At 61.7% G+C, this 21,348-nt stretch carries 20 protein-coding genes; 9 read left to right on the top strand and 11 right to left on the bottom strand.

Translation table 11 applies throughout. The features are described 5' to 3' along the window. Nucleotides 1-144: 144 nt before the first annotated feature. Nucleotides 145-645, top strand: coding sequence for a GNAT family N-acetyltransferase (locus tag IB244_RS19350; protein WP_025660399.1), 501 nt, complete (start codon nucleotides 145-147; stop codon nucleotides 643-645). A 72-nt stretch (nucleotides 646-717) separates the two neighbouring features. Beyond that, a complete protein-coding gene (locus IB244_RS19345; RefSeq protein ID WP_169682754.1) occupies nucleotides 718-2,028 on the top strand; it encodes an MFS transporter in 1,311 nt (436 codons plus the stop codon). Here the strand turns inward: IB244_RS19345 and IB244_RS19340 are convergent. Genes IB244_RS19340 through IB244_RS19320 form a run of 5 tightly spaced genes read right to left on the bottom strand, consistent with a single transcriptional unit; the run spans nucleotide 2,025 to nucleotide 9,270 of the window. Beyond that, nucleotides 2,025-2,441 carry a GNAT family N-acetyltransferase gene (locus tag IB244_RS19340; RefSeq protein ID WP_018857600.1) on the bottom strand — a complete coding sequence of 139 codons (417 nt, stop codon included), beginning with the start codon at nucleotides 2,439-2,441 and terminating at the stop codon, nucleotides 2,025-2,027. The genes IB244_RS19345 and IB244_RS19340 overlap by 4 nt on opposite strands. Nucleotides 2,442-2,445: 4 nt before the next feature. Next, a complete protein-coding gene (locus IB244_RS19335) occupies nucleotides 2,446-4,515 on the bottom strand; it encodes a hypothetical protein (RefSeq protein ID WP_192305272.1) in 2,070 nt (689 codons plus the stop codon). Nucleotide 4,516: 1 nt separating this feature from the next. Next, entirely contained in the window at nucleotides 4,517-7,330 is a 2,814-nt protein-coding gene (locus IB244_RS19330; protein ID WP_192305270.1) for a DUF4159 domain-containing protein, read from the bottom strand. Continuing rightward, nucleotides 7,327-8,247 carry a DUF58 domain-containing protein gene (locus IB244_RS19325; RefSeq protein WP_018857603.1) on the bottom strand — a complete coding sequence of 307 codons (921 nt, stop codon included), beginning with the start codon at nucleotides 8,245-8,247 and terminating at the stop codon, nucleotides 7,327-7,329. The genes IB244_RS19330 and IB244_RS19325 overlap by 4 nt, the downstream gene beginning before the upstream one ends. A 12-nt stretch (nucleotides 8,248-8,259) precedes the next feature. Next, complete coding sequence (locus tag IB244_RS19320; RefSeq protein WP_018857604.1) at nucleotides 8,260-9,270, bottom strand: AAA family ATPase; 1,011 nt, start codon at nucleotides 9,268-9,270, stop codon at nucleotides 8,260-8,262. Nucleotides 9,271-9,428: 158 nt separating this feature from the next. Between IB244_RS19320 and IB244_RS19315 the strand changes: the two genes are divergently transcribed. Genes IB244_RS19315 through IB244_RS19305 form a run of 3 tightly spaced genes read left to right on the top strand, consistent with a single transcriptional unit; the run spans nucleotide 9,429 to nucleotide 11,946 of the window. Next, a complete protein-coding gene (locus IB244_RS19315; protein ID WP_192305269.1) occupies nucleotides 9,429-10,052 on the top strand; it encodes a DUF1285 domain-containing protein in 624 nt (207 codons plus the stop codon). Beyond that, nucleotides 10,049-10,699 carry a CoA pyrophosphatase gene (locus tag IB244_RS19310; RefSeq protein WP_018857606.1) on the top strand — a complete coding sequence of 217 codons (651 nt, stop codon included), beginning with the start codon at nucleotides 10,049-10,051 and terminating at the stop codon, nucleotides 10,697-10,699. The genes IB244_RS19315 and IB244_RS19310 overlap by 4 nt, the downstream gene beginning before the upstream one ends. Beyond that, entirely contained in the window at nucleotides 10,696-11,946 is a 1,251-nt protein-coding gene (locus IB244_RS19305; RefSeq protein WP_192305267.1) for a CCA tRNA nucleotidyltransferase, read from the top strand. Before IB244_RS19310 ends, IB244_RS19305 begins: the two co-directional genes overlap by 4 nt. Before the next feature lies 1 nt (nucleotide 11,947). Here IB244_RS19305 and IB244_RS19300 read toward each other — a convergent pair whose 3' ends face one another. The 3 genes from IB244_RS19300 to hemF all read right to left on the bottom strand — a co-directional run bounded on the left by IB244_RS19300 (nucleotide 11,948) and on the right by hemF (nucleotide 13,510). Beyond that, nucleotides 11,948-12,133, bottom strand: a complete 186-nt coding sequence (locus IB244_RS19300; protein ID WP_018857608.1) for a DUF1059 domain-containing protein — start codon at nucleotides 12,131-12,133, stop codon at nucleotides 11,948-11,950. A gap of 111 nt (nucleotides 12,134-12,244) precedes the next feature. Then, entirely contained in the window at nucleotides 12,245-12,505 is a 261-nt protein-coding gene (locus IB244_RS19295) for a hypothetical protein (protein WP_025660392.1), read from the bottom strand. A 90-nt stretch (nucleotides 12,506-12,595) separates the two neighbouring features. After that, nucleotides 12,596-13,510 (bottom strand): oxygen-dependent coproporphyrinogen oxidase, encoded by a 915-nt coding sequence (gene hemF / locus IB244_RS19290; RefSeq protein WP_018857610.1) that lies wholly within the window; start codon nucleotides 13,508-13,510, stop codon nucleotides 12,596-12,598. 166 nt (nucleotides 13,511-13,676) lie between these two features. On the opposite strand from hemF, the gene IB244_RS19285 reads away from it, so the two are divergent. Next, the gene (locus IB244_RS19285) at nucleotides 13,677-13,937 is read left to right on the top strand and encodes a hypothetical protein (protein ID WP_026371829.1); all 261 of its coding nucleotides are present in this window, start codon (nucleotides 13,677-13,679) and stop codon (nucleotides 13,935-13,937) included. A 5-nt stretch (nucleotides 13,938-13,942) separates the two neighbouring features. Here the strand turns inward: IB244_RS19285 and IB244_RS19280 are convergent, their stop codons facing one another. Both IB244_RS19280 and IB244_RS19275 read right to left on the bottom strand, forming a co-directional pair. Then, nucleotides 13,943-15,589, bottom strand: a complete 1,647-nt coding sequence (locus tag IB244_RS19280; protein WP_192305265.1) for a Na/Pi cotransporter family protein — start codon at nucleotides 15,587-15,589, stop codon at nucleotides 13,943-13,945. Between the two features lie 195 nt (nucleotides 15,590-15,784). Beyond that, the gene (locus IB244_RS19275; protein WP_018857613.1) at nucleotides 15,785-16,246 is read right to left on the bottom strand and encodes a tRNA (cytidine(34)-2'-O)-methyltransferase; all 462 of its coding nucleotides are present in this window, start codon (nucleotides 16,244-16,246) and stop codon (nucleotides 15,785-15,787) included. A 388-nt stretch (nucleotides 16,247-16,634) separates the two neighbouring features. Here IB244_RS19275 and IB244_RS19270 point away from each other — a divergent pair, with 388 nt between their 5' ends. After that, complete coding sequence (locus IB244_RS19270; protein ID WP_062370252.1) at nucleotides 16,635-18,491, top strand: ABC transporter ATP-binding protein; 1,857 nt, start codon at nucleotides 16,635-16,637, stop codon at nucleotides 18,489-18,491. 60 nt (nucleotides 18,492-18,551) lie between these two features. Here the strand turns inward: IB244_RS19270 and IB244_RS19265 are convergent, their stop codons facing one another. Further along, nucleotides 18,552-18,761, bottom strand: coding sequence for a ribbon-helix-helix protein, CopG family (locus IB244_RS19265; protein WP_018857615.1), 210 nt, complete (start codon nucleotides 18,759-18,761; stop codon nucleotides 18,552-18,554). 182 nt (nucleotides 18,762-18,943) lie between these two features. Between IB244_RS19265 and IB244_RS19260 the strand changes: the two genes are divergently transcribed. Both IB244_RS19260 and IB244_RS19255 read left to right on the top strand, forming a co-directional pair. Beyond that, entirely contained in the window at nucleotides 18,944-20,863 is a 1,920-nt protein-coding gene (locus IB244_RS19260) for an ABC transporter ATP-binding protein (RefSeq protein WP_113471832.1), read from the top strand. Between the two features lie 323 nt (nucleotides 20,864-21,186). After that, the coding region (locus tag IB244_RS19255; protein ID WP_192241685.1) for a ubiquinol-cytochrome c reductase iron-sulfur subunit N-terminal domain-containing protein at nucleotides 21,187-21,348 on the top strand (162 nt) is incomplete at its 3' end.

The following is a 21,348-nucleotide window of genomic DNA, read 5'->3' as shown; positions in this document are numbered from 1 at the left end:
ATTTTTCCTGCTATCGGCGATTTCACATTTCTGGAAACCGATTTGATGTTTGCACCGAGAAACCTGCGACGACGCTGATGCTCCCGAACGCCTGACGGCGTGCTCGAGATCCATCAACTCTGTCTATCCGGTTTCCGTCTCATCATGCACAAGCACGATCTGGTCTACCTCACTGAGGATGCGTCGCACGACGCTGCTATCGAACACATCAACGAAGAAGCATTCGGCCCTGGCCGGCATACGCGTGCGGCCGCCCGGATCCGCGAGCAGGGGCCGCACGATCTCTCGCTCTCCTTCATTTGCGCCGATGATGGCGAGACCATTGCATCTGTGCGCATGACGGCTGTTCAGGCCGGCTCGGTGAATGGGCACCTGCTTGGGCCGCTTGCAGTACGGCCGTCGCACAAGGGTCGCGGCATCGGCCGGGAACTCGTCCGGATTGCCATCGACGCCGCGCGTCGCAAGGGATCGGAAGCGGTCATCCTCGTCGGCGATCCGCCTTACTACTGCCCCCTCGGCTTCGAGCGGGTGGCCCACAACGCGATCACGTTTCCCGGTCCCGTTGATCCGTCTCGCGTGCTGGTCGTGCCGCTTGTCGAGGATGCGCATAGCAGGCTGAAGGGAACTATCGGCTGGCGAAAATAGGTTGCATGCGGTATTGAGAGCCATAGGCCTGAGACACGCTTCGCGTGATTTTTCAGCGGCTTGAGAGGTAGCATGAGCAACGTTTCCATGGACGAGGCGCTGGATCGCGCCGGCACCGGGCCCTTCCAGTGGCGCCTGATCGGCATCTTCGGTCTTGTCTGGACAGCGGACGCGATGCAGGTCCTCGCCGTCGGCTTTACGGCAGCCTCGATCGCGGCCACCTTCGGGTTGACTGTTCCGCAAGCCCTGCAGACAGGTACGCTGTTCTTTCTCGGCATGCTCATCGGCGCTGTCGCCTTTGGGCGCCTGGCCGACAAGGTCGGGCGGCGTCGGGTCCTGATCACCACTGTTGCCTGCGATGCGCTTTTCGGCACCCTTTCCATCTTCGCTCCCAGCTTTGCCAGCCTGCTCGTGCTGCGTTTCCTGACAGGAGTGGCGGTCGGTGGCACGTTGCCTGTCGACTATGCGATGATGGCGGAGTTCCTGCCCGCCAAGAGCCGTGGCCGCTGGCTGGTGGCGTTGGAAGGCTTCTGGGCGGTCGGCACGCTGATCGTCGCACTGGCTGCCTGGGCTGCGAGCGTCGCCGGGGTAGCCGATACCTGGCGCTACATTTTCGCCGTCACCGCAGTTCCGGCGCTGCTGGGCCTGACACTGCGCTTCTTCGTTCCTGAATCGCCACTCTACCTGCTGCGGACCGGGCGGGCGGGCGAGGCCAAGGTGATCGTCAACCGAATGCTGGCGCTGCACCGGAAAGCACCACTGCTGCCCGAGGATCAAATCGTCGCGTCGTCGCAGGTGGCTGAGGGCATCTTCTCCGACGAGCTTCGTCGCCGAAGTGTACTGATCCTGACGATCTGGTTCCTGGTTTCCGTTTCCTACTACGGGGTCTTCACCTGGATGCCGGCGAAGCTGGCCAGCGATGGGTTCGGCTTCGTCCGCGGATACGGCTTTCTGGTCTTCGTCGCCCTGGCTCAGATCCCGGGCTATGTACTTGCCGCCTACGGGGTCGAGGCTTGGGGTCGCAGGCCGACCTTGATCGGTTTCTGCCTGCTGTCTGCGCTTGGTTGCCTGCTCTTCGTGGTTTCTCCTGACGACATGCTGATCGGCGCGTCGCTGCTGGTCATGAGTTTTGCGCTACTCGGGACGTGGGGCGCGCTCTATGCCTACACCCCGGAACTCTATCCCACCGCCTCACGGGCGACAGGCATGGGCGCTGCGGGGGCGATGGCCCGCCTTGGCGGACTGCTGGCTCCATCCCTGATGGCGTTCATCGTCACGGGTGGGTTCGGTCTGGCCATCGGCCTGTTTGCGGGCCTGCTGGTCGTGGCGGCCTTTGCGGCAACGGCGATCGATATTGAAACACGCCAGGCGGCGCTCAGCTAGAGCATCTTGCGCAGAAACGTGCGGGTACGGCCTTTCGGAAACTCTGGTAGTTCGCCGAATATCTCGTAGCCTTGCCGTTGATACGCTCGCAGGGCTAGCGGATTGAAGGTGTCGATCCAAGCCCCATGGCAGCCACGTGCCGCTGCTTCCTCTTCCGCCAAAGCAAGGATCTTGCCGGCCATGCCCTTGCCGCGTTCCTTGTCGGGAATGTACAGCAACTGCGTGAAGAGCCATCCCCAGGCGGTATAGCCGGACAGGCCACCGGTGACGTTCCCGTCGGTATCTCGAATGAGAACCGCGAGCGGTTGCCGTTCGGCTGGGCCGACGTCATGGACGTTGAAGGCTGATAGCGCGTCGCCGATCGTGCTGAGATCATCGGCGGCGGGCGAGCCGGTCACTTCAAACTCGGCCATGCCGCTAACGCCCTTCGCGCCACCACATGGCGCCAAAGGCAAGCAGCAGAATGCCGACACCGGCGAAACCGGCAAACAGCGGCAGGGTGTTGATGCCCCTCAGCACCGTTTCGTTGGTAAGGTGGATCTGCATGCGATCGTCGTCGGCAACGCGGATCTGGCCGCGAACCGGCAGGATCGGCGGGATGCTGATCGCGCCGCTGCTATCGGAAACGCGGGTGACGAGCCCCTTCGACTTGTCGGAAATCGGCTTCAACGCCTCGGTCGTCGAGATCATGGCCTTGAATTCAGGAGCATCGACTGCGCCGACATGCGCCAGCGTCGTCATGTCGCCGTTTCTGATCTCGAAAAGGCCGATCTCGTCCATCTTCTTCTCGGCCTTGAAGAGGCCCGGCTCGGCTTGCGTCAGGGGGAGAGTTTCCGTCCTTCCCGAGGGATATCGGACCGTTGCATTGCCCGGGTCGCCGCCAATGGTCTGACGCGTGATCTCCAGCGTGCGGCCGGATGCGCGTGCCGTCAGGGCCTCTTCCTCAAGGGCGGGCTCCTTCATCAGCCAGTGGGCGACGCGGCGATAGAGCGACACATGCGGGCCTCCGCCCTCGAAGCCGCGGGCCCAGAGCCAGCCCTGGTCGGAGAGCAGCATGGCGACACGCCCCTGTCCGGCGCGATTGAGAACGAGCAGCGGATGGTTGTCAGCGCCGACCATCACCGTCTGGCCCTGCGGCGGCTCCACATCGACGCTGCGGAACCAGCGGCCCCAATGCGGCGGTTCGTCAGCGGATCCATCGAGGCCGCGGGTAACGGGGTGTTTGCGGCCTTCCTCCGAAAGCCGGGGGTAAAAGGCTTTTTCGATCATCTGCCCGGTCGGTGCGGCCGGCAGCACCGACGATAGCGGCGTCAGGGCAATCGAATCCTGGCCGGCATGTTCTGGGCCGGCAGCGATCAACAGCGCGCCGCCATTTTCCACGTACTGGGCGATATAGTCGTAGTAGAGGATCGGCAGCACGCCGCGATGCTGATAGCGGTCGAAGATGATCAGGTCGAAGTCCTTGATCTTATCGACGAACAGCTCGCGGGTTGGGAAGGCGATCAGCGACAGTTCGTTGATCGGTGTGCCGTCCTGCTTTTCGGGCGGGCGCAGAATGGTAAAGTGGACGAGATCCACCGAGGCATCCGACTTCAAGAGATTGCGCCAGGCGCGCTCGCCGGCATGCGGCTCGCCGGAGACGAGCAGAACGCGCAGGTTTTCGCGAATGCCGTCGATCAGGTGGACCGCGCGGTTGTTGGCGTCGGTGACTTCGCCCGGAAGATCGGCGACCGAAAATTCGAGAACGTTGCTGCCGCCGCGCTCGACCTTGAACGAAAAGGGCGTGTCGCGGCCAGGCGTTGCCTGGAGCGTGGCGATCTCGTTGCCGTTGAGTTTCACCGTGACGCTTGCCGTGCCGCCGGGGCTCGGTCCGTCGTCGAAGACGCGCAGCATCAATTGCTGCTCCTCATTGACGATCCCGAAGCGCGGTGCCTTCACGACCTCGATGCGGCGGTCGAACTCGTTGGCCTTGCCCGTGATCAGGCCGTGGATCGGCGCGTCGAAGCCGAGCGCCTGATTGACGCCGGGAACGTCGTGGATTTCGCCGTCCGTCAGCATGATCGCGCCGCCGATGCGCGCGGGCGGCACGTCCGCGACAGCCGCCGAAAGCGCATTGAACAGCCGGGTCGAGGGAGCATCGGAATCTTGCGGCTCCGTCGCGTCGACGTAGCGCGGCTCGACATTGGGGAAGCGCGAGAGGCGATCCTTCAACTGCGCCAGCGCATCGTCGGTCATCTTGATGCGATCAGGCGTTTGCTGGCTCTGGCTGCGGTCAACAATGACGGGCACGACGGTCGACAGTGGGTCGCGATCTTCCTGCAGCAAGAGAGGGTTGGCGAGGGCAGCCAGCAAGGCAAGGGCCGCGATCGAACGAATCCATGCGCCGCGCACGCCGCGCCAGATGCCAAAGGCAGCGGTTGCGAGAACAATAACCGCCAGACCCGCCAGGAGCGACCAAGGAATGAAGGGTGAAAAATCAACCGTCATATCACTGTCCCAACCGTTCCAGCAGGGCGGGGACGTGGACCTGATCGGTCTTGTAGTTGCCGGTTAGCATGTACATCATGATGTTGACGCCGCTGCGGTAGGCGTATTCGCGCTGTGTCTCGTCCGGGGGGACCGTCGGCAACAACGGTACCCCATTGTCATCGACGGCCCAGGCACCGGCAAAATCGTTGCCGGTGATGAGGATCGGGGAAACGCCGTCGGCCGTGGCCGCCGACTTGGCGTTTTCGGGACGACTTTCCTGGCGTGCTTCAATCCAGAGCGGGCTACCCGTGTAGCGGCCGGGGAAGCTTGAGAGCAGGTAGAACGATTTCGTCAGCACGTGGTCCGACGGCACCGGTTCCAGCGGCGGAATATCGAGATTGGCAAGGATTTGCTGCAAGCGCTCGCCGTTGGCGCTGACCGAGCCGCCATTGTTGTCGAGCGCGCTGAACTGATCGCGCGTATCGAAGAGCACGGTTCCGCCGGCGCGCATATAGGCATCGATCTTGTTGATTGCAGCTGCCGAGGGCATCGGCGCGGTGGCCGAGATCGGCCAATAGATGATCGGATAGAAGGTGAGCTCATCCTTGGTGAGATCCACGCCGACAGGCGGTGATGGCTCCAACGTGGTGCGGTATGTCAGGAATTCCGTCAGGCCCTCCAGCCCGCGTTCGGATATGTGGTCGACGTCCTGTTCGCCGGTGACGACATAGGCGAGGTGCGTATTGTCGAGCCGCTGGAAGATCTGATCGTCGCCGGGCTTGGAGTCGTCGGCATGCGATTGCCCCGGCTGCAGGAAGAAGGCCGCACTGACCGCCACAGCGACAAGCGCCGCTGTTCGCGCCGCCGGGCGCAGCCTCGAGAAAGCGCCGCTCATGAACATTACGATCAGGCTGTCGGCCAGCAGCAACAGGAAGGCGATTAGGAACAGCGCGGGCTTTGCCGACCAGGTTTCGCCGCCGATCAGCCCTTCGCGCACGACTGTGAGACCCGACGTATCAAGCGGCTTCAGTTCGGCATTCTTCGGCAGGATGTTCAGCGCGGTAAATCCTTCTTCGGAGCCGTAAAGGCCGGGCGGGTTGTCGAAGCTTGCGACCGGCGTGACCTTCGCGTTCGGGATCAGCGGACGCGCCGTGCCGGTTTCGGTCGTGAGTGCGCCTTTGGCGGTCAACAATCGGAAAGGCGGCAGCGCCTCGGCGGTCGATGCACCGCCGGCTTCAGCGGTAACGCCACCGGAACGCGACAACTGGACGAGGCGGCGCAGCATCTCGACAAAATTGCCCGAGATCGGCAGGTCAGACCACGTCGCTTCTGCGCTGACATGGAACAGGACGATCCTGCCTGCATTGATCGGCTTCGTCGTGACCAGCGGCGTGCCATCGGCGAGGCTCGCCCAGGTGCGCTCGGCAAGATCCGGCGTCGGCTCTGCGAGAACCTGCCGCTTGACGGTAACATCGGTCGGCTTCGGCATGCCGGCGAAGGGGCCGAAGGTTGGAAATTCGGCGAGGGGCTGCGGTTCGGCCCATGAGAGCGCGCCACCCAATGCACGCTCGCCCTGGCGCAACGTCACCGGCACCAGCGGATCGTCGGCGGGTGCGGCGGCAAGGCGCGGCCCGGCGAAGCGGACAAGTGTTCCGCCATTTGCGATCCAGCGCTGCAGCGGCTCGTAGGTTTCCTGGGGTAGGCGACCGATATCCGCCATGATGATGACAGATGGATTCTGCGACAGGAGATCCGGGATCGAGGTCGCGAGATCAGGCGTGTTCGGCTCGATCAAATCGGCATAAGGCTGCAAAGCGCGCTGGATGTAATAAAGCGGCGAAAGCAGCGGTTGGAAAGTGTCACCGACCTCACCTGATAGCAGAACCACGCGGCGACGCTTAAAACCGTCGTCGAGCAGATGCACGGCGCCAGCCGTCGCGTGGTTGTCGATGCTGACGCGCGCGAAATCGTTGCGCATCTCAAACGGTGCGGTGATTGATCCGGTCGCGACGCTCTGACCCGGCTGGAAGTCGATCGAGCCGGTCGCGATCGCGCGTCCCTGCGTGTCCTGCGCGGTGATCGGGCGCGAGGCGGCAGCGCCACTGTCGAGGCGCGTGGCGGTGACCGTCATCGCGTCGGCGGCATTGCTTGCGGACGTGATCGCAATCGTTTCGTTTGCGTCCGCTGAGATCAATCGCAATTGGGCAGGCGAGAGGTCGGAAAGCTGGCGGACGGTCGTGTCGTTCTCTCTTGCGGCGGCGCCATCCGTAAGGAAGGCGAGAGTGCCGGGATGGACGCCGTTCAGCGCGGCGCGGAGAGCCTCGAAAGCACGCTGGCGATCCGGCACAAGCGGCTTCGGTTCTGCGGCACGCAGCTTGTCGCGGGCGACGGCTGCCGTTCCGGGGACGGCATCGTTGGTCGGGTCGGCGGTGAAGGCGATCGCCACCGGAGTACCAGCGGATTCCGCGTCGTCGATCAGGGCGTCAGCGGTCTTCACGCGGCGATCCCAATCCGGCGAGGTGGCCCAGCCGTTGTCAACAAAGAGCACGAGCGGACCGCCGGAAGCGATTGAATTGGTGCGCGGATTGAAGACCGGATCGGCGATGGCCAGGATGACTGCGGTCGCAAGCAGCATGCGCAGCAGCGTCAGCCACCAGGGACTTTGGGCAGGGGTTTCTTCCCGCTTCAGGACCGTGGCGAGAATCTTCAGAGGTGGGAAGACTTCTGTCTTCGGGCGCGGCGGCGTCAGTCTGAGAAGCCACCAGATGATCGGCAAGGCCACAAGGGCGCCGAGGATTGCGGGATAGGCAAAAGCAAAGGGGAGAGCGTTCACGCGCGTTCTCCCTGCGTCATCCTTGCGGGCATGCCCGAAAGGTACATGTGGACGGCGACCAGCGCTTCAGAGGCTAGGTGGTCTGTGCGGTGGCTGACGAAGGTCCAGCCCATGTGGCGCAGCGCCTGGCCGAGATCGTCCCGGCGGTCGAGATAGGCGCGGGTATAGGCTTCGCGAACATGCTCGGCGCGGCCGGATGTCAGCTTCGACCCTGTCTCGGGGTCGGTGAATTCGGTGCGGCCATCATACGGGAAGAGCTCCTCGGCCGGATCGGCGATCTCGATCACGTGGCCGCGCAGACCGCGCCGCGCCAAGGGGGCGATGCGCGCCATCACTGCTCGCGCGTCATCGAGAAAATCGCCAATCAAGACGAGTTCGCTCCAGCCGCGGATCATCGCCGTGTCGGGAAGCCCTCCGCTCAGCGGCGCGTGCATCAATGCCGTCGCAAGCCGTTCCGCGGCATTGCGTGCGGCAATCGGTTCCATGACGCCGGGACATCCGATGCGTTCGCCGGAACGCGCCAGGATTTCGGCAAGCGCCAGCATGATGACGAGCGCGCGGCCTTCCTTGGAGGCGTTTCCGAAGGTCGACTTGTACATCATCGAGGGAGACATGTCGGCCCAGAGCCAGATCGTATGGGCTGCTTCCCACTCGCGGTCGCGGATGTAGGTATGGTCGTCGCGCGCCGAACGGCGCCAATCGATGCGGGATAGACTTTCGCCCTCGGTATAGGGACGGAACTGCCAGAAATTCTCGCCGATGCCGCGCTTGCGGCGACCGTGCCAGCCGGCGATCACCGTGTTGGCGATCCGCTTGGCCTCGACCAGACAATCCGGCACAAGGCTCGCCCGCTGCCTTGCGCGAGCGAGGGCGTCATTGCCCGAGGTCGGATTGACGATCTGTCCGATGGGTGCCACGCAGACGCTTCCTTATCCCTTGGCCTGCTTGACCAGCCCTTCGATGACATCGCGAACCGACATGCCTTCCGCGCGGGCCGCAAATGTCAGCGCCATGCGGTGCTGCAGCACCGGTTCCGCGAGGGCATGGACGTCGTCAATAGACGGCGCCAGGCGGCCTTCGTAAAGGGCACGGGCGCGGGCGCAAAGCATCATGGCTTGGCCGGCGCGCGGACCAGGGCCCCAGGCGACGTTCTTGTCGGTCGCGGCATTTCCCTGACCCGGACGGGCCGAGCGAACAAGCGCGAGGATAGCGTCGACAACCTTGTCGCTGACCGGCATCTGGCGAATGAGCGTTTGGATTTCGACGAGGCGCTCCGCGTTCAGGATCGCTTGCGGCGTCGTTTCGCTGGTCCCGGTCGTCTCGAGCAGGATCTGTCGCTCGGCGGCGAGCTCCGGATAGTGGACGTCTACCTGGAGAAGGAAGCGGTCGAGCTGCGCCTCGGGCAAGGGATAGGTGCCTTCCTGCTCCAGCGGGTTCTGGGTGGCCAGGACGTGGAAGGGCGCGGGCAGATCGTAGCGGTGGCCGGCAACGGTGATGTGGTATTCCTGCATGGACTGCAGCAGGGCCGATTGCGTGCGCGGCGACGCGCGGTTGATTTCGTCGGCCATGAGGAGTTGGGCGAACACCGGACCCTTGACGAAACGGAAGGAACGGCGGCCGCTGTCATCTTGGTCCATCACTTCGGAGCCCAAGATATCGGAAGGCATCAGATCCGGTGTGAACTGGATGCGGTTGGAGGCGAGGCCAAGCACTTCGCCGAGGGTAGTAACGAGTTTGGTCTTGGCAAGGCCCGGCACACCGACCAGCAGGGCATGGCCGCCCGAAAGAACCGCGAGAAGAGTGTTCTCGACGACGCTTTCCTGGCCGAAGATCACCTTCGAGACTTCACCCCGCACGGCGGCAATATCTGCAAGGGCCTTCTCGGCCGCGGCGATGATCGCCTTTTCATCGAGGGGGGCTTCGGTCTTCATCATACCCATAAGGCATCTCCAGCGGGTGATATCATTCGTCGCGAATCGGCAGACTTACACGCAAGCGTCATACCAGATAGAGTTATGGAGATGTTGCGGGCTGACAAGTTCGTTCCGAATGACTATCTCGTGACCTTCTTGAGTTAAAGACAAACCGGGACAGAAGAATGGCAGCCGAAGAGATCAAGGCGACAACAGACGCGGCCGGTCTTGCTGCGCTGATTTCGCGCGCCGCCGGTGATGCAGGGGCCAAAGCCCGAGGCCTTCCGCCCGTCGATAAGTGGAATCCGCCGTTCTGCGGCGATATCGACATGGAAATCCGAGCGGACGGAACATGGTTCTACATGGGAACGCCGATCGGCCGGGCGCCGCTCGTCAGGTTGTTCTCCACGGTCCTGCGCAAGGACGAAGATGAGAAGACCTACCTTGTAACCCCCGTCGAACGGGTTGGTATCCGGGTTGTCGATGCGCCGTTCGTCGCCGTTGAAATGAATGCCGGACAAAGGGATGGCGAGCCGCTGTTAACTTTCCGGACCAATGTCGGTGACGTGGTCGAGGCTGGGCCGGAGCATCCGCTGCGTTTTGTAGTTCATGGCGAAAACAGCGAGTTGAAGCCCTATCTTCATGTTCGCGGGCGGCTGGAGGCGCTGGTTTCGCGACCGATCATGTACGAACTCGTCGAGCTCGGCGAACGCCTTGAAGTCGACGGTAAGACGATGTTCTGTCTGCGCTCCGGCGGTGTGACCTTTCCTGTCATGCCGGCGGAAGAACTGGATGCACTCTCCCGATGAACAATGTTTTGACCGAAAACCGTTCGCTCTATTCAGCGGCTGAATTCCGCCGTCGCGCTCTTCACCAGAGCGGTGGTCCGGTGGATCTCTCCTGGCGTGATCACGGCGATCACATTCTCAACCCCGATATCGTCACGCAGGTGGAGACCTTCAAACTTCGCGATGCCGCGGTGCTGGTGCCTGTTATCGACGATGGTGACGATGCGCATGTGATTTTCACGCAGCGCACGGCGACGCTGCGCAAGCATTCCGGACAGATCGCGTTCCCGGGTGGAAAGATTGACGCCATCGACGGCTCCGCCGAAAAGGCCGCAATCCGGGAAACCGAAGAGGAGATCGGCATCGACGGCTCCTTTGTCGAGACCGTGGCGCGGCTTCCGAACTATCTGGCGTCGACCGGCTTCCGTATAACGCCAGTGCTCGCCGTTGTTCGGCGCGGCTTCGAATTGAAACTCAACCCCACCGAGGTGGATGACGTGTTCGAAGTACCGCTGTCCTTTCTCATGAACCCGGCCAACCACAGCCGCGACAGGCGCGTGCTTGACGGTCTCGAACGACAATTCTACCGGATGCCCTATGAAAGCCGGATGATCTGGGGCATTACCGCCGGCATCGTTCGCACCCTCTATGAAAGGCTCTATGCATGACCAACCTTGGCAACGAGGCATGGTTCAAGGATCCGGCTCTGACGCGTGTTTTTGCGTTGCTCAACTCTGATGGAGAAGGGCGCGTCGTCGGTGGGGCGGTCCGCAACAGCCTCATGCGGCTTCCGGTCAGTGACATTGATGTCGCCACGACCCTTACGCCGGAGCAGGTCATCGAGCGGGCGGTTGCCGCTGGGATCAAGGCTGTGCCGACCGGCGTGGCGCACGGCACTGTGACCCTCGTCATCGATGGCAAGCCGTTCGAGGTCACGACGCTGAGGGCAGACGTGGAAACCGATGGGCGGCGTGCAAAGGTAGCCTTCGGTTCCGATTGGCGGACAGACGCGGAACGCCGCGACCTCACGATCAACGCGCTCTATGTCGACGCCAAAGGCGATGTGATCGACCTGGTCGGTGGTCTCGCCGATATCGAGAAGCGCAATATCCGCTTCATTGGGGACGCGGCGACGCGTGTTGCCGAGGACTATCTGCGTATCCTGCGATTTTTCCGGTTCTTCGCCTACTATGGCTCCGGTCGTCCGGATGCTGATGGGTTGAGAGCCTGCGCATCGGCTCGCGCCAAGCTGAAGACGCTTTCAGCCGAAAGGGTCTGGTCGGAACTGCGCAAGCTACTCAGCGCCGAAGATCCCGGACGGGCACTTCTGTGGATGCGACAGGTCGGCGTGCTCAGCGAAATCCTGCCAGAGACTGAGAAATGGGGGATCGACACCATTCCGACATTGATCGGTACGGAGCAAGCGCTTGCCTGGAAGCCAGATCCGCTTCTGCGTCTTGCTGCCATCATTCCGCCCGATGCCGATCGGCTGGAGAAGATGGCGGCGCGCCTCAAGCTGGCCAATGCCGAGGCCGCCTGGTTCAAGGCATGGGCCAAGGCGCCTGTTATCAATGATGAATTGTCCTCGGCCGCCCTTTCACGACTGCTTTTTCGGCACGGCGCCGACGGCATCAATACCCGCTTGAAACTTGCGCTGGCAACAGCACGCGGCAAGGCGGAAGGTGACACACAGGAGATGGCTCGCTCGGCAAGGCTCGGCAAGCTGCTCGAACTGGCGGATAACTGGAAGAAACCGCAATTCCCGATCAATGGCGGCGACGTCATGGCTGCCGGTGTCCCGGCCGGGAAGCAGGTCGGCGAGACGCTGTCGGTCTTGGAAAACGCCTGGATCGAGGAAAACTTCATACCGGACCGGGCGGCGTTGCTCGCCCGGCTGAAGGATCTGGTGGGGTAGTTTAGGCCGCTGTCGCCTCGTTGCGGATGCGGGCCTTGATGTTTTCTACCATGTTTTCGCGGATCACGGTCTCGCCGTGGGCGTTGCGCATATGTTCGACAACGCGACGGACGATTTCGGCATCGTCATTCGCGCGGGTATGCCAGTCGCATCCAGGAACGAGCGTTCCGCATTCGAAGAGTCTCATTCTTTTCCTCCTTCGGTTTCATGCGATTGCGCGATGATGCAATGGCTGAATGCTCGAGGGGTAAGAAGGTTCCGGCCGGCGCGAAGGACCGGCCGGTTGGTCATTTTCTTGTTATTCGGGCATCGCCCAGGATCTGAAGCAATCTGTCGCCGCCTTGTTGTCCGGACGCTTTGCCAGACGGTCCAGTTCTTCCGGTGTCTTGCCGCCTGCCAGCTGGAGCTTCACTTGTTCCACAAAGCAGGAAAGGGGAAGGTCGGAGCCGCTTTTCGCCCGGAGCCGTTCTGCAATCCGGCTCAAAAATTCGGGTGCATCCATAGATGGGGGTTGCTCTGGCGCACCCGCCGATGCCGCAGAGCTACTTTGTACCGTCATGACAATCCTCCTCCGATTGTTACGCGTACATGCACAGAGTTAGTGGTCCAGTCTCCGAATTTAAGCCCTTCAGACGTCTTTTTTGTCTGATCACGGCCAACGGACAAGAGGGGGCAAGGATGAGAGAATGGACTCGACGTTTCCTCCTGTCTTGAGGCCAAAGATTGTACCTCGATCATAGAGTAAATTGAACTCAACATAGCGCCCACGGCGAATCAATTGTTCGTCACGATCCGCGTCTGTCCACGGCTTATTGAAGTTGGTGCGAACAATGCGTGGATAAACCATGGCGAAAGCCCGTCCGACGTCGCGGGTGAAGGCGAAATCGGCGTCCCATCCGCCGGCTTCCTCGCCGGAATGCAGCCAGTCATAGAAGATGCCCCCGATGCCGCGCGCTTCGTTGCGGTGCTTGAGGAAGAAATACTCGTCGCACCATTTCTTGTAGGCGGCGTAATCGGCGACGCCCGAGTGGCTGCGGCAGGCGATCTCCATCGCCTTGTGAAACAGCTGGCTGTCCTCATCTTCCTGCGTACGGCGGCGGTCGAGCACTGGCGTCAGGTCGGCGCCGCCGCCGAACCAGCGGCTCGAGGTTACGACCATGCGCGTGTTCATGTGAACGGCCGGTACGTTGGGGTTGACCGGATGGGCGATCAGCGAGATGCCAGAGGCCCAGAAACGCGGATCTTCCTTGGCGCCGGGCATCTGGGCGCGCAGATCAGGCGCGAATTCGCCATAGACGGTGGATGTATGCACGCCAACTTTCTCGAAGACGCGGCCATGCATCATCGACATGCGGCCGCCGCCACCGGCGCCATTTTCGCGCGTCCATTCCTTCGCCACGAAGAGGCCGGGTTCTCTATCGGAGAGTGGGCCCGAGAGTTCGTCTTCGAGCGCTTCGAATGAGGCGCAGATAGTATCGCGAAGACTTTCAAACCAGGCGCGGGCGACTGACTTCTTCTCTTCGATATCGTCCGGCAGGCCGATCGGAAGTTCGGGTCGTTCCATTTCATCTCTCTCCGAGCGGGTCGCCATCGACTCGCGCTTTCGTCTTTGCTGCTCTGATAGCAGGTAGGGCAGGGTCCTGCCAGCAGAGGCGATGCCTGAGGGCTCCTCAGATTCGACTCGCAAAAGGCGGCTTTCGATACTAACTTTTTGTCACAGAGGTAGGCTCATGACGAAAATCCCTGGACCTCCGTCGTTCGACGGTCTCAAGCGACGGATTGCTACCCACCGGGCGGAAGGCACACCCCGGAATAACGATCGTTTCGTGCGACAAACCTATTGCCTCAATCTGCTCGACGCGCGCGCCAAGGCGCGCGAATGGTTCGACGAGTATCCCAAGGCCGCGTACTGGACGGAGGTCGAGAGTTGGCGTCAGTTGGAAGGCGACCAGATCGAATTCACCATGCGCCGGCTGCCGTCCGCCGATTGATCGGTCTACTCGGCCGCACCCTTCAACCTGCTTTCGATGAGCAGGCCGCTTTCGTCGAGGATGGGGTGGGCGACGGAGACGATGTGGGCGTTGATGCGCTTTAGGTCGCGCAGCATGTCGAGGTGCAGCGAGCTTGTCTGCAGGCTGTCGGCGCGACCGTCGCGCAGGCGCTCCAGATGCCGCTCCGACGATTGCTTTTCCATCCGGCGAACCTCGACCTTCACCTCCATCAACTGCCTGGCGAGATTGAAGTCGCCGGTGACGAGGATCGTCTGGGCAATGCGCAGATTGTCGATCGTAAGGTGGAAGAGCTTGCGCAGCTCCTCATAGCCTTCCTCGGAGAATTTCAAGCCGAGCGAAACCTTCTTCGTCACCTGCGGCATCAGCCCCTTCTCGATGATGTCGCCGATGTGTTCGAGATTGATGGCGTAGTCGATGATCACGATCGAGCGGCGCCCGTCCTCTTCGCTGAGCCCGGCATGGCCGAGCTTGGAGAGATAGATCTTCACCTCCTGCTGCAGGCTGTCGACCCGCTTTTCCAGCGACGGGATTTCCTTCAGGTTCGCCAGGTTGTTGGCCTCGAAGGCATCCGAGGCGCGCATCAGCATGCGTTCGATCAGGTCACCGACGCCGAGCACCTCCCTTGTCGCACTGGCCAGCGCCACGACCGGTGTCGCCAGCTCCTGCTGGTCGAGATAGCGTGGTCCGCCCTCCGCCTGGGACTCCTCCGGCACCAGCCTGAGCATCAACCGCGAGAGGGGGCGGGAGAACGGCCAGGCGAGCGCAGCCAGCATCAGGTTGAAGCCTAGATGGGCGTCGACCGGCAGTTTCGCCGGCGTCAGCGGCAGCGTTCCAAGCAGGTCGGCGCCGTAGCCTGCGAGCGGCAATGCGATCAGGCAGCCGATGGCGCGTACGATCAGATTGCCGAGCGTGACGCGCCTGGCGGCTGCCGGACCGGCAAGCGAGGCGATCACCGGCGGAATGGCGCCGCCGAGATTGGCGCCGAGCACCAGAACGATGATCAGCCCTGCTGACAGGATGCCCGTCGAGGCCAGCGAGAGAATGAGGACGACGGCGGCAAGGCTCGACGACGAGATGAAGGCGATGACTGCGGAAAAGGCGAGTGCGACCGGCCAGGCATTGTCGAGCAGGGCAATGAAGGCGCCGAGCGCCGGCGACTGCCGCATCGGTTCGGTGGCGCTGCTCAAAAGATGCAGCGACAACAGCATCAGGCCGATGCCGATCAGTGCGGTGCCGCCGCCCTGGCGCGACGACGAGCCGCTGCGATGCAGCACCATGCCGGCAAGGATCACCAGTGGTGACAGCCACGCGATGCCGGTGGCGACGATCCAGGCGGTCACCGCGGTTCCGACATTGGCGCCGAGCAGGACGATCTGCGCCATGCGCGGCTTCACCAGCTCGCGCTCGACGAAGGAGGCGACCATCAGCGCGGTTGCCGTCGAACTCTGCAGCGCAATCGTCGCAAAGAAGCCCGAGACGAACGAGCGCAGGCCGCTGCGCGTGCCGGTGGCAAGGCCGGTGCGCAACCGCGCCCCAAACGCACGCGACACGCCGTCCTTCACCTGGGCCAGGCCGAACAGCAGCAGCGCTACCGCGCCGAACAGGTTGATCATGACGATCGTCGATTCCATGCTGCCGTTTCTTTGCCTCTTATGCGGGAAGGGTGTTCCTATTCGAATATAGGTTCTCAAGTGTTTGAAAATATGGCGTTACGCGCGCAATTTTTATTGCTCGGCTAAAAACTATACGCTGCTTGGGGAAATTCACAACGTCGTTCGCGACATATTTTGAAGCGGTATCGTCGTCGAGGTCGCGAAGGTCGGAAATCAGCGCCAGACGGTCTGCCGCATGGCTTCTCCGACGATCATCGCAGCCGAGACGGCGACGTTTATCGAGCGTTGGCCTTCCACCATGGGAACGAGGATCCGGGCGTCGGCTGCCGCGTGGACATGATCAGGGACGCCGGCGCTCTCGCGGCCGAAAAGAAGGATGTCGTCGTCACGGAATGCGAAGTCGGTATAGCGGTCGGACGACTTGGTGGACGCCAGCACCAAACGCCGACCGGTAGCCTTTCGCCAGTCCTCGAAGCGATCCCAATTGACATGGCGGGTGAGGGCGGCTGCGGCGATATAGTCCATGCCTGCCCGTTTGAGGTTGCGGTCGGATATGTCGAAACCAGCAGGCTCGATAATGTCGACAGCGAAGCCAAGACAGGCGGCGAGACGCAGGATGGTTCCCGTATTGCCGGGTATGTCAGGCTGATAGAGCGCTAGTCTGAGGATCGCCATGGTCTAGGCCGTATTTTTCGGTTTTCGTCGAAGGACGCCTATTGCAACTGTGATTTCAGCGCAATAGGGCGCATTTTGGCCGATAATTGTTCAATTTCCGGCCGGTCGGGGCTGGAAATTCTGCTTGATTCGCGTTAAGGGTGCACATCTTTTAATCGCCAGAAGGGAGCGCCAAGATGGAAATATTGCCGCGTATGCGCTCTCGATGCGTGACCCCGCGAGTGGCGACCTGGCACGCGTAGTGCCATTTCTCTCCTGAGTTCCCATTTCTAACCTTTGCGCGGCCGTTATGGCCTCGTCCCGTGAACGTCCGGTTCCCATATGAGCTCTCAAGCGCCGTTTTGCGCGAGCCGGGGAGGCTGGACCGATCAGGTTTCGGAGCATTTTCATGTTTGGCTGGTTCGAGCAGCGACTTAATCCTTTCCCGACCGAGGAGCCGGTTGCTCCTCCGAAGGGTCTTTTTGCATTTTGCTGGCACTACACGAAGCCGGCAGCACCGTGGCTCGCCATCATGGCAGTGCTGACGGCGCTGATCGCCGTCGGCGAGGTGGCGCTCTTCCAGTTCCTCGGTGATATCGTGGACTGGCTGACTAAAGCCGACAAGGCGACATTTCTGGAGTCGGAATGGCCGAGGTTGGCATGGATGGGATCGTTGATCCTCATCGGCCTGCCGCTGGCGGCGGGGCTGGATTCACTCATCATGCATCAGGTGCTACTCGGCAACTATCCGATGATCGCACGCTGGCAGATGCACCGTTTCCTGCTGCGTCACAGCATGACCTTTTTCGCCAACGAATTCGCCGGACGCGTTGCGACGAAGGTGATGCAGACGTCGCTTGCGGTTCGCGAAACGACGATGAAGATCCTCGATGTCTTCGTCTATGTCGTCACCTACTTCCTGTCGATGATCATTGTGATCGCTGCTGCCGACTGGCGGCTGATGATACCGATCCTCGTTTGGCTCGCTGTCTATATCGGAATCGTGTCCTACTTCGTGCCGCGGCTTCGCAAGATCGCGGCACAGCAGGCGGATGCGCGCTCTATGATGACGGGGCGGGTGGTCGACAGCTACACGAACATCGCGACGGTGAAGCTGTTCTCGCATGCCGGCCGCGAAGAGACCTATGCGCGTAGCGGCATGGAGGAGTTCCTCGAAACTGTCCACTCGCAGATGCGTCGCGTCACGTTGTTTCATATATCCGTCTATATGAACAACTGCGTGGCGTTGTTCGTGGTGTCCGGCCTGTCCATCTGGTTCTGGCTGAACGGACAGATCTCGGTCGGTGCCATTGCTATTGCGATCGGTCTTGCCATGCGTGTCAACGGCATGTCGCAGTGGATCATGTGGGAAGTCTCGGCGCTGTTCGAGAACATCGGCACGGTCTATGACGGCATGGAGATGATGACGAAGAAGCATGACATCGTCGACAAGCCGAACGCGCCGCAGTTGTCAGCGAGGAAGGGTGCAATCCACTACGAGCGCATCCGCTTCCACTATGGCAAGGGCAAAGGTGTCATCGACAATCTCTCCCTAGACATCAAGGCGGGTGAGAAGGTCGGCCTGGTCGGTCGCTCCGGTGCCGGCAAGACGACGCTGATGAACCTGTTGCTGCGCTTCTACGATCTGGAGGCCGGCCGCATCACGATCGATGGGCAGGACATCTCGGGCGTGTCCCAGGAAAGCCTGCGTGAACTGATCGGCGTCGTGACGCAGGATACGTCCCTGCTGCACCGGTCGATCCGCGACAACATCGCCTATGGCCGCCCGGACGCGACCGACGCCCAGGTGATCGAAGCCGCCAGGCGTGCGAATGCCTGGGACTTCATCGAAGGGCTTGTCGACATGCAGGGCCGCACAGGGCTCGACGCGCAGGTAGGCGAACGCGGCGTGAAGCTCTCCGGCGGCCAGCGTCAGCGCGTCGCGATCGCCCGCGTCTTCCTGAAGGACGCGCCGATCCTGGTGCTCGACGAGGCGACATCGGCGCTCGACTCCGAGGTCGAGGCAGCGATTCAGGAAAACCTATTTGCGCTGATGGAAGGCAAGACGGTGATTGCGATCGCGCATCGCCTGTCGACCCTGACCGAGATGGACCGTCTGATCGTGCTCGACAAGGGCAGGATCATCGAGGCCGGCGCCCACGCAGAGCTGGTCCAGCAGGGCGGTATTTACGCTGACCTGTGGAACCGTCAGTCCGGCGGCTTCTTGGCGGATCACTCGGAAGAGGCGGAAGAGGCGGCCGAATAGAAAGAAGCCCTCCCTGCGGATGCGGGGAGGGCTTCTCTTTTCGTGTCCATGGATGTGGTGTCAGAGGCTGTCTGCCCAGTCTTTCACCCGGTTTCCTTCGACAAGCATGCTATTGGTCGACACAAGCGTACGCAATGCGAACAGACGTCGCTCTTCCTCGCGATCGACCCACGTAGAGATCGCCTCGGCGATTGCCTCGTCGTAGGACATTTCCAACTGTTCAACGATTGCATCAAGTCGTTCCGCAAGGGGCAGCGGAATACTCGACAATACTGTCTTCCTTGCTTGCATCGCGGCCGTCTCCCGTAAGAATCCATTGTACCTCGAGATTGTGACGAGGTCAGTCTCATTCAACAACGATGCCGTTGTTGTTACCGATTGTTACGAAAATATAAGGTTGCGCCCTGGGGCCGTTGCTTTCCCGCCCTGGCTAATAAGCCTATATCGCATTTATGCTGATAAAACGACTCCTTCGTGTCTTTGAAAATTGGATTAATCCCTTTGCGCCGCGGGAAAACATTCAGCCCCCGCGTTCCACGCTTGGATTCATCTGGTTCTATATCGGGCAGGCGAAGACGCCCTTCGTCGCGATGCTCGTGCTCGGCGGGATGTCGGCGGCAATCGAGGCGGCGCTCTTCTGGTTCGTCGGCCGGCTTGTCGATATCCTCGCGACGATCACGCCGGCCGCAGGCTGGAGCGGCCTTCTTGCCGCGCACGGCGCCGAACTCTTCGGTATGCTCGTCCTTATCGGCATCGTCCGCTTTGTCGTCGCGCTGTTGATTGCGCTCGTCGATCAGCAGGTGATCACGCCCGGCTTCTATAACCTCGCGCGCTGGCAATCCTACCTGCATGTTTCGAGGCAATCGCTCTCGTTCTTTCAAAGCGATTTCTCCGGCCGCGTCGTCACCAAGGTCTGGTCGGCGGGCCAGGCCACGGGCGATCTGGTGACGTCGCTGATGGAGAGCGTCTGGTTCGTCGGCATCTATGCGGCGACAACGCTGGTGCTCGTCGCGCGGCTGGATCTCTCGCTTGCCGTGGTCGTGCTCTGCTGGCTCGGCGTGTTCGGCGTTCTCGCGCGTTATTTCGTGCCCCGCATCCGATTGCATTCCCGGGAAACGGCGGAAGCGGCGTCGATGATCAACGGGCGCATGGTGGACGCCTACAGCAACATCCAGACACTGAAGCTGTTTGCGCGTGACGAAGAGAGCGACCGCTACATGCGGCAAGGCTTCGACTTCTATCAGCACACTGTCCTGCGGTTCACGCGCTTCATCACCGGGGTACGCGCCTCGATGGCACTGCTTTCGGGCATCATGATCGTTACGATGGCCGGACTGAGCGTTCATCTTTGGCTGGCGGGGCTCATCAGTTCCGGCGCGGTCGCCTTCTCGCTGGCGCTTGTGCTGCGCCTCAACTTCCTTCTCGGCCGGCTGATGACCCAGTTCAACGGCATCATGCGCAACCTCGGCACGATCCAGAATGCTGCCGAGCTGATCTCGCAGCCGCTTGGACTGGTCGATCGCCCCGGTGCCCGCGACCTTACTATTCGACAGCCCGGCATCCGCTTCGAGAACGTCTCTTTCCACTACGGCAGACCAGATGGCGTTATCGACAACTTCTCGCTCACGATCGAGCCGGGGGAGAAGGTCGGCATCGTCGGGCGCTCGGGCGCCGGCAAGTCGACACTGGTCAACCTCCTGCTGCGGCTCTACGACCTCGAAGGTGGACGGATCTTGATCGACGGCCAGGACATTGCGTCCGTCACGCAGGAAACCCTGCGCATGCAGATCGGCGTTGTCAGCCAGGATACGTCGCTCCTGCATCGTTCCGTCCGGGACAATATCTTGTTTGGGCGCCCTGATGCGGGCGAGGCGCGGTTGGTCGAAGCGGCTCGGCGCGCGGAAGCGCTTGGCTTCATCGAGCGCCTGCAGGACCAGAATGGCCGCAGGGGTTTCGACGCGCACGTCGGGGAGCGTGGCGTGAAGCTTTCCGGCGGTCAGCGCCAGCGTATCGCGATTGCGCGCGTCATGCTGAAGGATGCGCCGATCCTCGTTCTCGACGAAGCAACATCGGCGCTGGATTCCGAGGTGGAAGAGGCGATCCAATCCAATCTGATCGGCCTCATGCAAGGCAAGACGGTGCTTGCCATCGCGCATCGGCTCTCGACCATCGCCGCCCTCGACCGATTGATCGTCGTCGACGAGGGGGGGATTATAGAAGAGGGGACGCACGAAGCTCTGCTGAAACAGGGTGGTCTCTATGCCGAACTCTGGGCACGGCAATCCGGTGGGTTCATCGCAACCGATGTCGAGGCGCCACCGCCCGGTTCAAAGGCGCACCGTAAACTCGGCGACGAGGCCAAAGTCGTCTGAGATGCAGTGTTACCTTCGGTCCACTGGAATGGTTTCAGCCGTAGTGGCCGGTCGGCGGGAACGCCGTCGACGCTGGTGCCGAAGGCTCGAGTTGGTGCAATGCGCAGCTGTGGCAAGCATGTGATTGTCTTCGAAAATCATCTGAAAATTCCCGCGACATTGTGCCCACATGGCCTTGCCAAGGCTGGACATAATTTGCGATCAAGCTTAGAACGCGCCGGATTGGTGGGGAATCTATGGTCGAATTGTGTCGCGACAGATTCGCCGCCGCGAGGAGCAGGGGCGGAGTTCCGCAAAATTTGCGTAGAGGATGGTTATAAGCCGTGAGCGAACACGAAACGACAGGCGAGATCACGGGCGAGCCGACTCGCCGTGATTTCCTTTATCTCACCACAGGCATGGCGGGGGCGGTTGGGGCCGTTGCGGTTGCATGGCCGTTTATCGACCAGATGCGTCCGGATGCTTCGACGTTGGCGCTGGCCTCG

It is taken from the genome of Rhizobium sp. RHZ02, assembly GCF_014851575.1.
Taxonomy (GTDB): Bacteria; Pseudomonadota; Alphaproteobacteria; order Rhizobiales; family Rhizobiaceae; genus Rhizobium; species Rhizobium altiplani.
This window is presented reverse-complemented; position numbering and strand designations above follow the sequence as displayed.

Excerpts from the sequence above, each read along its gene's own strand:
- IB244_RS19350 (WP_025660399.1), top strand. The coding sequence starts at position 145 with ATGCACAAGCACGATCTGGTCTACCTCACTGAGGATGCGTCGCACGAC.
- IB244_RS19345 (WP_169682754.1), top strand. The coding sequence starts at position 718 with ATGAGCAACGTTTCCATGGACGAGGCGCTGGATCGCGCCGGCACCGGG.
- IB244_RS19295 (WP_025660392.1), bottom strand. The coding sequence starts at position 12,505 with ATGACGGTACAAAGTAGCTCTGCGGCATCGGCGGGTGCGCCAGAGCAA.
- IB244_RS19320 (WP_018857604.1), bottom strand. The coding sequence starts at position 9,270 with ATGGGTATGATGAAGACCGAAGCCCCCCTCGATGAAAAGGCGATCATC.
- IB244_RS19340 (WP_018857600.1), bottom strand. The coding sequence starts at position 2,441 with ATGGCCGAGTTTGAAGTGACCGGCTCGCCCGCCGCCGATGATCTCAGC.
- IB244_RS19260 (WP_113471832.1), top strand. The coding sequence starts at position 18,944 with ATGCTGATAAAACGACTCCTTCGTGTCTTTGAAAATTGGATTAATCCC.
- IB244_RS19280 (WP_192305265.1), bottom strand. The coding sequence starts at position 15,589 with ATGGAATCGACGATCGTCATGATCAACCTGTTCGGCGCGGTAGCGCTG.
- IB244_RS19275 (WP_018857613.1), bottom strand. The coding sequence starts at position 16,246 with ATGGCGATCCTCAGACTAGCGCTCTATCAGCCTGACATACCCGGCAAT.
- IB244_RS19335 (WP_192305272.1), bottom strand. The coding sequence starts at position 4,515 with ATGACGGTTGATTTTTCACCCTTCATTCCTTGGTCGCTCCTGGCGGGT.
- IB244_RS19270 (WP_062370252.1), top strand. The coding sequence starts at position 16,635 with ATGTTTGGCTGGTTCGAGCAGCGACTTAATCCTTTCCCGACCGAGGAG.
- IB244_RS19300 (WP_018857608.1), bottom strand. The coding sequence starts at position 12,133 with ATGAGACTCTTCGAATGCGGAACGCTCGTTCCTGGATGCGACTGGCAT.
- IB244_RS19285 (WP_026371829.1), top strand. The coding sequence starts at position 13,677 with ATGACGAAAATCCCTGGACCTCCGTCGTTCGACGGTCTCAAGCGACGG.
- IB244_RS19315 (WP_192305269.1), top strand. The coding sequence starts at position 9,429 with ATGGCAGCCGAAGAGATCAAGGCGACAACAGACGCGGCCGGTCTTGCT.
- IB244_RS19305 (WP_192305267.1), top strand. The coding sequence starts at position 10,696 with ATGACCAACCTTGGCAACGAGGCATGGTTCAAGGATCCGGCTCTGACG.
- hemF (WP_018857610.1), bottom strand. The coding sequence starts at position 13,510 with ATGGAACGACCCGAACTTCCGATCGGCCTGCCGGACGATATCGAAGAG.
- IB244_RS19310 (WP_018857606.1), top strand. The coding sequence starts at position 10,049 with ATGAACAATGTTTTGACCGAAAACCGTTCGCTCTATTCAGCGGCTGAA.